A 10,114-nucleotide genomic window follows, 5' to 3' on the forward strand; every position below is an offset into this window, starting at 1 on the left:
AAAACTTCCTGCGACCTCGCTACCGCTCGGTCGCAGTACTCGACAGAATGTCACGACAGCGACCGCCTCAGCCTTCGCTCGCTCTCCGCTACGCTTCTCGCTCGGCCACGAACAACTGCCAGTCGCCCTCTTCGTCCAGCGAACTCCCGACGACTCGCTCCTCGCGTATTTCGAAGCCGGCCGTCCGAAACTGCTCGCGCGTCGCCTCGGGGCCGACGATGTGCCACTGCATCTCCGTGCCGCTGTCCAGCCAGTCCGGATTACTCCCGCGCCACTCGTTGGTGCCCTCGATGACAATGGCTCGACCGCCCGGCCGGAGGACTCTCGCGAACTCGTCGAGGACCTGTTGGTGGTCGCCCTCGGGGACGTGGATCAACGAGTAGTAGGCGGTCACGGCGTCGAAGGCGTCGTCAGCGAACGGGAGTCGTGTCACGTCCGCTTGTGTCAGCGTCGCGTCCGGGACGTTCTCGGCGGCCAACGCCAGTTGCCCCCGCGAGATGTCGGCTCCGACGCCGGTGACCGCCGACTCGATCCGCTCCAGCACTGGGACGCCCTGTCCACAGCCGGCGTCGAGGACGCGAGCGTCCGACGGGAGTGTCGCAAGCAGCGCCGCCAGCGCGTCGATACCGTCGCCCACCGCCTCGCGCTGTGCCGCGTAGGCGTCGGCGAGTTCGTCGTAGCCATCCCGGACGACATCCTTGTCGACCATCGACGGTTATTCGTCGGGCCATCTATTCAAACACTGGGACGGTGTGCTGGTGAGACACAGGGACGGTAGCGAAAAAGTGGTTCGTTAAGTTCCTCGGCCCGAAGGTTCGGGTATGGTCGACCGAATCCTGCGGGTCAACGCCTACACGACATTCGATCTGCTCGACGCGGTCGTCGAGGGCCACGGTTTCGAGGAGGAAGCGCTCGCGGTCCTGAACGTCACCGCGCCGCGAAAAGAGCCCGACCACGTCGAGTTACAGCTAGAACTGGACAACACACAGCTCTCGGAAGTCCCCGCCCACGCCGAACGGGTGACGCTGTCGGCAGGTCAGGCCCGCGAGCTGGCGGCGGAACTGGACAAGTACGCCGAAAAGGTCGAGAACGCGCAAGCGGACGGTTAAGAGAGGTCGATGTCGGCCGAGGAGTCGGCGCGGTCGAAGGTGACCTCGAGGACCCCGTTGTTGTAGGTGGCGTTGGCGGAGTGCTCGTCGACGCGTGAGGGGAGGGAGACGCGCTCGTCGAACTCGCGTCGGTTGCTCCGGGCGTTGATCGTGAGGTGCTCGCCGTCGCATTTGAGGTCGATTGCCTCCTTGTCGACGCCGGGCAGGTCCGCGACGACCCGGACGGTCTCGTCTTCCGCGTAGACGTCGAGGTGGATGGTCGACCCGCCGCCGTCGCCCATCGCCTCGCGGGCGGTCACGTCGCCGTCGATCATCTCGTTCATCATCCGCTCCAACTCCTGGAAGAACTCGTCGAAGGGGTCGTCGCGGTCGTCACGATTCATACGCGACCGTTGGCCCGTCACCCGCAAAAGCCTTCGGACCGTCCCAATTACCGCTGTCGGGGAAAGACCGAAATACATTTACTCGCGTCAGTAGCAAATTCGAACGGAGAGAAACACTCATGAGTGCAAACGACACCGTCCGTATCGGTATCAACGGCTTCGGCCGTATCGGCCGTTGTGCCTTCCGATCCGCGCTGAACAACGACGACGTCGAGATCGTCGGCATCAACGACGTTATGGACTTCGAGCAGATGGAGTACCTCGCCAAGTACGACAGCAACCTCGGCAACCTGCCCCAGGAGGTCTCCCTCGATGGGGACACGCTGTCGGTCGGCGACAACGACATCTCCGTCTACAACATCCAGAGTCCCGAGGAACTGCCGTGGGACGACCTCGACGTCGACGTCGCCATCGAGTCGACCGGCATCTTCCGGACCAAGGACAAGGCCTCGGCCCACCTCGAGGCCGGTGCGGACAAGACCCTCATCTCGGCCCCGCCGAAGGGTGACAAGCCGGTCCCGCAGTTCGTCTACGGCGTCAACCACGACGACTACGACGGCGAGGACATCGTCTCCGGCGCCTCCTGTACGACAAACAGCGTCTCGCTGCCGATGTACGTCCTGCTGGAGGAGTTCGGTGTCAACAGCGCCGAGATGACGACCATCCACGCCTACACGGGTTCCCAGGCCATCGTCGACGGCCCGATGGGCAAGACCCGCCGCGGCCGCGCGGCCGCCGAGAACATCGTCCCGACGACGACCGGTGCCTCGACGGCGACGACGGACATCCTGCCCGAACTGGACGGCAAGTTCGAGGCGATGGCGGTCCGCGTCCCGACCCCGACCGGGTCCATCACCGAAGTCGTCGTCGACCTGCAGGGTAACCCCGGCGTCGACGAGATCAACGCCGCCTTCGAGGAGTACGCCAACGGCGAACTCGAGGGCTCGATGGGCGCGACCGACGACGAGATCGTCTCGCGGGACATCGTCGGCTGGGAGTACGGTTCCTGCGTCGACCTCGGTCAGACGAGCACGACCGAGGGCGGCGACCTCGCGAAGGTCTTCGCCTGGTACGACAACGAGATGGGCTACACGAGCCAGATGATGCGGCTCGCCGAGCACATCGCCTGACGCGCGGACACACCACACCGTTTTTTAGCCGCTCCACACCCACCCACACATATGGCCGAATACAACACGCTCGACGACCTCGAACCCGACCAACGCGTTCTCGTCCGGCTGGACCTGAACTCCCCCGTCGAGGACGGCGAGGTACAGGACAACAACCGATTCGACCGCTACAGCGAGACGGTGCGACACCTCGCCGACGAGGACCACCGCGTCGTCTGTATGGCCCACCAGGGCCGGCCGGGCCGCGACGACTTCGTCTCGCTGGAACAGCACGCCGAGATCCTCGAAGCCCACGTCGGGGTCCCGGTGCAATTCGTCCCCGACACCTACGGCGAGGCGGCCATCGAGGCAATCGAGGCCCTCGAATCCGGGGAGATCCTCCTGCTTGAGAACACCCGGATGACCGACGACGAACTCCCGGAGAAAGACCCCGAGGAACACGCCGAGAGCGACTTCGTCCAGACGCTGGCGCCGTACTTCGACGCCTACGTCAACGACGCCTACTCGGCGGCCCACCGCGCCCACGCCTCGACGGTCGGCTTCCCGCTGGTCCTCCCGGCCTACGCCGGCCTCGTCATGGACAAGGAGTACGAGTACAACACCAGCGTCGCCGAACGCGAGTTCGAGGGGCAGGTGACGATGCTCGTCGGCGGCAACAAGTCAAGAGACGTCATCGGCGTCGCCAACAACCTCGGCGAGAAGGTCGACACCTTCCTCATCGGCGGCCTCCCGGGCCAGTTGTTCCGCCGCGCGCAGGACTACCCCGTCGGCTACGACACCGAGGACATGGACCTGCTGGACGACCAGTGGGAGGAGACCAAGGACATCCTCTACGACCTGCTGGAGAACCGCGGCGACGAGTTCGACCTCCCGATTGATTTCGCCTACCCCGACGAGAACGGTGACCGCGCCGAAATCGCCCTCGAAGACGTCGAGGAGCCGATGGAACTGATGGACATCGGCCACGACACCATCGACGCCTACAAGCCCGTCATCGAGGCGTCCGAGGCCGTCTTCGTGAAAGGCGCCGTTGGCGTCTTCGAGATGGACGAGTTCGCCGACGGCACCGTCGAACTGCTCGAAGCCATCGCCGACACCGACTGCTTCTCGGTCGTCGGTGGCGGCGACACCGCCCGCTCCATCGAGAAGGGCGACATGGAGGAGTCTGACTTCGACCACGTCTCCATCGCCGGCGGCGCCTACCTCAACGCCCTCACGGGCGCGGAACTGGTCGCCGTCGAAGTGCTGAAAGCGAACGCCTAACCACGGTCCGCCGGGTCGCACCGTTTTTTGTCACTGCTGTGTGTAGCCGCCGGTATGCACGTCGGCATCGTCTCCGACACCCACGACAACGGCGACATCGTCGAACAGGCGGTCGAAACCTTCGAGGCAGAGGGCGTCAGCGCCGTGATTCACTGCGGGGACTTCGTGGCACCGTTCTCGGCGACGCCGTTCGACGGCGGCTTCGAGTTCCACGCCGTCCGGGGCAACAACGACGGCGAGTGGGCCCTCCAGAACGTCGTCGGCGAGTTCGGCACCTACCTCGGGGAGATGGGCGAGTTGACGCTCGGCGGGGCCGAGTTCGCCGTCTACCACGGGACGAGCGAACCAATCGTCGAGGCCCTACTCGACTGTGGCCACTACGATTACGTCTGCCGGGGCCACACCCACGAACGCGTCCACGAACGGCGCGACGGGACGGTCCACATCAACCCCGGGGGCATCGCCATCCCCGAGGCCCCGGAGGCCCCGGCGGCCGTCATCCTCGACACCGACAGCGGGGACGTGACGTTTCAGGACTTGGGCTGAGTGGAGGCGCCGAGAAGCAGATACACGACCGGAACCCCGAGAACGGTCCCGACGGCGAGGCCGACGGCCGTCGTCCCGACGTCCGGCGGGACCACCAGCGTCGACACGAACAGGCTGGCGACCGTCGCCAACCCGAGCGCGCGGGCGAACCGCTCACGCGTGAGGGCGGTGTCGTCCGCGTCCCGTAACGCTCCCGCCGGAGCCAGTACCAGACGGCCGCCGGCGTGAGGAAGACGGCGACTATCGTCCACCCCCACGGATCGACACCGCGTTCACGCGCGTCGGCGTAGGTCGCGTACCCGACGCCTACCGCCGCCGTGAGGGGGACTGCCGACAGGAGGATGGCGACCGCAACTATCGGAATCGGCATTTGAACCGCGTTTGTTCGGTGCGAAAATAAACGTTGTGCGTCGGGGACAACGCCTAACCCCCTGCCGGCCCCAGCGGGAGGTATGGACGAGGACCTCCGTGCGCCGGCCGAGACGGCCATCCAGCAGTGTATGGGCCTGCAGGCCGGCGAGTCCTGCTGTATCGTGACCGACGACGAACGCCGCCCAATCGGAGAGGCGCTGTACGAGGTGGCCGGCGAGACGGCCGCGGACGTGACCATCGTCCAGTACCCGCCGGGCGACCAACACGGCGAGGAACCGCCGGCGACGGTCGCCGCCGCGATGGGTGAGACGGACGTGTTGCTCGCGCCGACGACCAAGAGCCTCAGCCACACCCGCGCGCGGTCGGCAGCGACCGAGAGCGGCGCGCGCGCGGCGACCCTGCCCGGCATCACGCCGGAGGTGTTCCGCACCGGACTGGACGCCGACTACGAGTCCATCCGCGAGCACTGCGGGGCCGTCCTCGACGCCGTCGGCGACGCCGAGGAGATACGCGTCACCTCACCGGGCGGGACGGACGTGACCGTCCGGCCCGGCGACCGCGAGTGGAACGAGGACACCGGCATCGTCCACGAGCCGGGCGCGTTCTCGAACCTCCCGGCCGGCGAGGTGTTCGTCAGCCCCGAGAGCGCCGACGGCCGCGTCGTCATCAACGGGACGATGCGACCCCACGGCCTCCTCGATAAGGGCCAACAGGTCGCCTTCGACGTCGCGGACGGGCAGGTAACGCACATCGAGGACGACGCTATCGCCACGCAAGTCGCCGAGGCCGCCGAGAAGGTAGACGACGACGGCGAGGCCTACGGCGACGCCGCGTACAACCTCGCCGAACTCGGTATCGGAACCAACGTCGCCGTCGAACGACTGGTCGGATCCGTCCTGCTGGACGAGAAGGCCGCCGGGACAGTCCACCTCGCTATCGGCGACGACGCCTCCATCGGCGGTGACACCGAAGCGCCCCTCCACCTCGACGGCATCATCCGCGACCCGACGGTGTACGCCGACGGCGACGAGATAGCCCTGCCGACGCGGTAACCCGGTCGAACTCGGTCAGGGACGCGGGGTCAGTCGGCCCGGGCGGGTTCGTCGTCCGCGACGAGTCGGTCGTACGCGGAGGCGAAGTCAGTGTCTGCTTCCGCAGACTCCGCCCACGCGGTGAGGCCGCGTTCCTCGTCCGTGCCGGCGACGGTGTTGTCTAAGAAGATGGCGACGAGACCGCCGACGGCCATCCCCGTCGACCCGATGACAAAGACCGTGTTGGCGACCACGTCGGTGCCCAGAACCGGGCCGAGGAAGGCGGTGTTCGCAAGCCCCTCCTGGAAGGCGCTCGCGCTCCCGACGTTGCTCATATACTCCGGGATAGCCATCCCCGAGAAGAGGGCGATACCGAGGATGAAGATGTTCCGCGAGGAGTCCAGATCGACGTACTTGAGATTCGAGAGCCCGACGGCGACTATCTGGCCGAACATAGCGATGTAGAGGCCGCCGACGATAGGACTCGGGATGGTGGCGACGAGTTGCCCGAAGTAGCCGACGAACCCGACGACCAGCATAAGCGCGGCACCGACCTGGACGACGTACCGCGAGGCGACACCGGTGAGACCGATAGCGCCGACGTTCTCGGAGTAGGAGGTCGACCCGTTCGTGCCCATCAGCCCGGAGAACACGTTCATCAGCCCCTCCATCCCGATACCGTGGGTCATCCGCTTGCCGCTCGGCGCGCCCATCCCCGAGAGGCGAGCGACGGCGTGGTAATCGCCGATAGACTCGATGATCGAGGCGGCGACGCCGGCGAGCATCCCGATGACGAACGCCGGAGTAACGGTCGGCATCCCCCACTGGAGCGGGTAGATGGGGTACACCGGGTCCGCCCCGGCGACGCTCGCGAGGTCGACGTAACCGGGCGCGCCCGGCGAGAAGACCCCGGCGACCGAGAGGGCCGCGGCGACGACCCACGCGATGACGATACCTAACAGAACCGGGAAGAGCTTGAAGAGCGTCGACCGACCGTCGAGATACTGTGAGAACGCGACGATGACGACCAGCGTGAACCCGCTGAGCCACCAGTTCTGATTGGCCGCAGTGATGTCGGGCGAGTTGAACAGCGAGAGACCGATGAGAGCGATGACCGGCGCGATGACGACCGGCGAGAGGTACTGCCGTAGTTTCCCGACCAGACCGAGATAGCCGATAGCGACTTCGACCAGCGCGGCCACGACGATGGCCCCCTGCAACTGCAACAGCGCGGCCCGCCAAGCGGCGACACCCTGTGGCGGGTTCACTGTCACGACACCAATGATCGCAAGCGCCGGTGCGAGCATCGAGAACGGAGCCCCCTGAACGATCGGATACCGGTTGCCCACGGTCGTCTGTGCCAGCGTCGCGATACCGGAGACGACGAAGAAGGTCCCGACGAACCGCGGCACGATCTCCTCGGGCATCCCCAGCGCCCCCGCGAGGATGAGGGGGACGGCGATGTTCGCCCCGACCATCGTGAGATAGTGCTGGACACCCAACAGGAGCGACTTCTTCAGCGGTGGTCTGTCCTCGATACCGTATCTGACGAACGAGCCGGCGTCGTCGCTGTCACCCATATCGCGCGTCGCTACAAACTACGGTTGTAAAAACCACACCATCTCGTGGGCGTGGTGTTCAGAGAAGGATGAGTAGTGAGGCGGTTCGTTTTCTGAGTGCTCTATGCCCGAAAACGACCGCCTCGGTGGATATTCCGGCAGGATTGAATTAGTTGTGGAAGAGAAACAGCACCGAAGCTGTTGATGAAGCGTAGTATGCAGCTACATCTGAGCGGAGTATCGCTTTCGAATGTTGTTTGGTTTCTTGGGGTATTTGGTGTCGATTGGGGCATAGAATCAGCGTATCTGAACACGATGCGACAGCGCTTCCCTACGTATAAGTAACGTCGTCGCTACTAGTGGACATCGATGGATCTCAGACGGAGACGATACCTCACAACGTTCGGAGCGACCGCCGGCGCACTCACGCTCGCGGGATGTAGCGGCGACGGCGACGACGGCGAAAACGACGACGAGGACGAGGGGTCCGGGGACGACGACAGTACGACCGAGGCGGCGGCCGATACGGAACCACAGTACGACACGGGCGCGAACACGGAGTTGCTGCTCTCGCTCGACGCGTTCCCCGACGGCTGGGTCCGCGACGACTCGCTAAACGAGAACTTCGATGCGGTGTTCAGAAACGAGGACGGGTCGATAGTCGTCCTGACGACGGCGGAGATATTCGACACCGTCGCGGGCGCAGAGACCGGATGGAGACCGCACGGGCGGGCGTGAACGACCCCAACGACTACCCCATTGGTGACGAGGCATTCTGGGCGACCAGAAACGACGAGATCGCCTGCACGCTGTTTCGCCACTCCAACGCCGTCGGGCAGGCGTGTGCCGCCCGCGAGTCCGGATCGGAGGTCGTCCCCGATCAGGCCCGGTCACAGGACTACGCGCAGACGATGTACGAGCAGTGGACTGACATCTGAACGTCGGGTTGATGCAAGAAGTGGGCCGGCGCGACTGTCGAACTCCGGGAGACTCGCTTTGCTCGTCTCCCGTGCTCGAATTCGCTTGGCGACACGACTTCCCGCACTCGGAGCGCCTCGCTGTCGCTCGGCGTTCGTTGAGTGCGGGAGAAGTGGGCCGGCGCGAATTCGAATCGCGGTTACGGCCACCCGAAGGCCGAAGGATACCAAGCTACCCCACCGGCCCGCGTCTAATCCAAGACAGTTCGACCCTTTAACCGTTGCGAAAACCCCCACGGCGTGGGACGGTCCCACGCCCAGAGGACGATACGCCCACGGCCAACTGACAGTCAGTACGTCGTGTAGCCGTCGGTATCCAGCCAGTTGTGCGCGACCGAGATGGCGTGGTCGGCGTGGACCGCAACCGGCCCGAGCGAGAGCCGTCTCCCGGCCCGGTCGTCCAGAAGCGTCGCCTCCGCCTCGGTGAACGGCCGGTGGTCCGAGAGGACGAACACCGGGTCCTCGGGAACCGGCGACTCGGCGGCGGGGTCGCCGTCCTCGCGGAGGACGACCAGCGACCCGTCGAGACGGTCGAGCGTCGTCTCGAGGTCCATCCGGTAGAGTTCGATGCCGGGCGAGGGCGTAGCCGGTTGGTGGCCGATGGCGTCCTCGCGGGCCTCCAAGGCCGAGCGGAGCAGGGCGGCGATGGCGCGCTCGTCGGGATGGAGGTTCCGGACCGTCGCGCCGTCGACGCTGACGGTCACGTCGCCGAGGACGAGGTGGACGTGAGTGTCCTCGCGGATGCCGTGGCTGGCGAGCAGACCGGCGTTGAGCGTGCGGGCGAGCAGGTCCATCCGCCCGGCCTCGCTGGCGAGGGCGTCGAGCGGAAAGTCGGGCGTCGCTGGCGCGTCGTGGGCGACGACGACGAACTGGCGCATACGCAGGAGAGCGTCCGCGGCGGGCTTGGCGCTGTCGGTCCCGACCGCAACCGAAAAGCGTGGCCTCGCCGAGAGGACGGGTATGAGACTGTGGGTGCGTCTCGCCCTCGCCGCCGCGCTCGTGGCGCTGCTCTGTGGGTCGTTCGTCCACTACGATATCGCCGAGGACCGGACCGACCCCTACCCCGAGACCGAGGGCCTCGTCGCGGACTACGACGCCCACGTCGGCGAGCGGACGCTGCTGTTCGGCACCGTCCGGTCGGTCACCGACGGGACGCTCGTGATCGACGTCGACTCCGACGCCGGGACCCTCACGATGACCGTCCCGAACGCGGACGCCGACGTCCGTCCCGGCGGCGTCGTCCAAGTGTACGGGACGTTAGAGCCCGACCGGACGATACGGCCCGAGCGGACGGTCGTCGTCAACGGCGACGGCGGGGCGGCGCTGTACAAGTACGCCGTCTCGGCGGTCGGCGCGCTCCTCGTGGTCGGCCTGTTCGGCAGGCACTGGACGCTCGACACCGAGGCGTGGGCGCTGGAGGTGCGTGAGGATGGCTGACCTGCTGAGTACGATCTGTGTCGCGTACGTCCTGCTGACGGTGGCGTCGTGGCGAATCGAGTGGCTCACCGACCGGTGGGTCGTCCTCGGTCTCGCGGGGACGGCAATCCCCGACCTCGTGAAAGTCGGCATCCTGCTCGACGAGCGGACGGTCGAGAGCGCGCTGGGCGTCCCGTTCACGTACGCCCCGCTGGGGACGCTCGGCGGCGTCGTGCTCGTGTCGGCGCTGCTCACGCTGGCGTTCGCGCGGCGGCACTGGCGACGGGTCTTCCCGCTGGTGCTGTCGGGCGGGGCCGTCGGCGTCGCC

Annotated in this window: 13 protein-coding genes, 1 tRNA gene and 2 pseudogenes; 10 read left to right on the forward strand and 6 right to left on the reverse strand. The window is 66.3% G+C overall.

What is annotated here, in order from left to right; translation table 11 throughout:
• Positions 1-88 precede the first annotated feature (88 nt).
• The gene (locus GJ629_RS11375; RefSeq protein WP_157513176.1) at positions 89-709 is read right to left on the reverse strand and encodes a class I SAM-dependent methyltransferase; all 621 of its coding nucleotides are present in this window, start codon (positions 707-709) and stop codon (positions 89-91) included.
• Positions 710-821: 112 nt separating this feature from the next.
• On the opposite strand from GJ629_RS11375, the gene GJ629_RS11380 reads away from it, so the two are divergent.
• Complete coding sequence (locus tag GJ629_RS11380) at positions 822-1,109, forward strand: DUF6360 family protein (protein WP_157513177.1); 288 nt, start codon at positions 822-824, stop codon at positions 1,107-1,109.
• Here GJ629_RS11380 and GJ629_RS11385 read toward each other — a convergent pair.
• Complete coding sequence (locus GJ629_RS11385; RefSeq protein WP_157513178.1) at positions 1,106-1,492, reverse strand: Hsp20/alpha crystallin family protein; 387 nt, start codon at positions 1,490-1,492, stop codon at positions 1,106-1,108. The genes GJ629_RS11380 and GJ629_RS11385 overlap by 4 nt on opposite strands.
• 119 nt (positions 1,493-1,611) lie before the next feature.
• Between GJ629_RS11385 and gap the strand changes: the two genes are divergently transcribed.
• The 3 genes from gap to GJ629_RS11400 are packed head-to-tail and all read left to right on the forward strand — an operon-like array spanning position 1,612 to position 4,431.
• A complete protein-coding gene (gene gap, locus GJ629_RS11390) occupies positions 1,612-2,622 on the forward strand; it encodes a type I glyceraldehyde-3-phosphate dehydrogenase (protein WP_157513179.1) in 1,011 nt (336 codons plus the stop codon).
• A gap of 51 nt (positions 2,623-2,673) precedes the next feature.
• Positions 2,674-3,885 (forward strand): phosphoglycerate kinase, encoded by a 1,212-nt coding sequence (locus tag GJ629_RS11395; RefSeq protein WP_157513180.1) that lies wholly within the window; start codon positions 2,674-2,676, stop codon positions 3,883-3,885.
• A 54-nt stretch (positions 3,886-3,939) separates the two neighbouring features.
• Positions 3,940-4,431, forward strand: a complete 492-nt coding sequence (locus GJ629_RS11400) for a metallophosphoesterase (RefSeq protein WP_157513181.1) — start codon at positions 3,940-3,942, stop codon at positions 4,429-4,431.
• On the opposite strand, the gene GJ629_RS11405 is transcribed toward GJ629_RS11400, so the two are convergent.
• The gene (locus GJ629_RS11405) at positions 4,416-4,682 is read right to left on the reverse strand and encodes a hypothetical protein (RefSeq protein ID WP_157513182.1); all 267 of its coding nucleotides are present in this window, start codon (positions 4,680-4,682) and stop codon (positions 4,416-4,418) included. The genes GJ629_RS11400 and GJ629_RS11405 overlap by 16 nt on opposite strands.
• 201 nt (positions 4,683-4,883) lie before the next feature.
• On the opposite strand from GJ629_RS11405, the gene GJ629_RS11410 reads away from it, so the two are divergent.
• Positions 4,884-5,855, forward strand: a complete 972-nt coding sequence (locus GJ629_RS11410; RefSeq protein ID WP_157513183.1) for an aminopeptidase — start codon at positions 4,884-4,886, stop codon at positions 5,853-5,855.
• A gap of 29 nt (positions 5,856-5,884) precedes the next feature.
• Here the strand turns inward: GJ629_RS11410 and GJ629_RS11415 are convergent, their stop codons facing one another.
• On the reverse strand, positions 5,885-7,414 hold the full coding sequence (locus tag GJ629_RS11415; RefSeq protein WP_157513184.1) for a uracil-xanthine permease family protein: 1,530 nt from the start codon (positions 7,412-7,414) through the stop codon (positions 5,885-5,887).
• Positions 7,415-7,517: 103 nt separating this feature from the next.
• Here GJ629_RS11415 and GJ629_RS17150 point away from each other — a divergent pair.
• From GJ629_RS17150 to GJ629_RS11425, 3 genes and pseudogenes are all read left to right on the forward strand, one after another.
• Positions 7,518-7,678: pseudogene (locus GJ629_RS17150) on the forward strand (IS6 family transposase); the annotation flags it as partial.
• Positions 7,679-7,762: 84 nt separating this feature from the next.
• Entirely contained in the window at positions 7,763-8,131 is a 369-nt protein-coding gene (locus GJ629_RS16285; RefSeq protein WP_197428569.1) for a hypothetical protein, read from the forward strand.
• Positions 8,107-8,331 carry a hypothetical protein gene (locus GJ629_RS11425; protein ID WP_157513185.1) on the forward strand — a complete coding sequence of 75 codons (225 nt, stop codon included), beginning with the start codon at positions 8,107-8,109 and terminating at the stop codon, positions 8,329-8,331. Before GJ629_RS16285 ends, GJ629_RS11425 begins: the two co-directional genes overlap by 25 nt.
• Positions 8,332-8,484: 153 nt before the next feature.
• Here GJ629_RS11425 and GJ629_RS11430 read toward each other — a convergent pair.
• Both GJ629_RS11430 and trmY read right to left on the reverse strand, forming a co-directional pair.
• Positions 8,485-8,557, reverse strand: a tRNA-Pro gene (locus GJ629_RS11430).
• A 103-nt stretch (positions 8,558-8,660) separates the two neighbouring features.
• Positions 8,661-9,248: a tRNA (pseudouridine(54)-N(1))-methyltransferase TrmY gene (trmY, locus tag GJ629_RS11435; RefSeq protein WP_157513186.1), complete on the reverse strand. Its 588-nt coding sequence runs from the start codon at positions 9,246-9,248 to the stop codon at positions 8,661-8,663.
• Positions 9,249-9,330: 82 nt separating this feature from the next.
• Between trmY and GJ629_RS11440 the strand changes: the two genes are divergently transcribed.
• Positions 9,331-9,807, forward strand: coding sequence for a hypothetical protein (locus tag GJ629_RS11440; RefSeq protein ID WP_157513187.1), 477 nt, complete (start codon positions 9,331-9,333; stop codon positions 9,805-9,807).
• Positions 9,800-10,114, forward strand: a pseudogene (locus GJ629_RS11445) (hypothetical protein); the annotation flags it as partial. The gene GJ629_RS11440 and the pseudogene GJ629_RS11445, both read left to right, overlap by 8 nt.

It is taken from the genome of Halapricum sp. CBA1109, assembly GCF_009741825.1.
GTDB lineage: Archaea > Halobacteriota > Halobacteria > Halobacteriales > Haloarculaceae > Halapricum.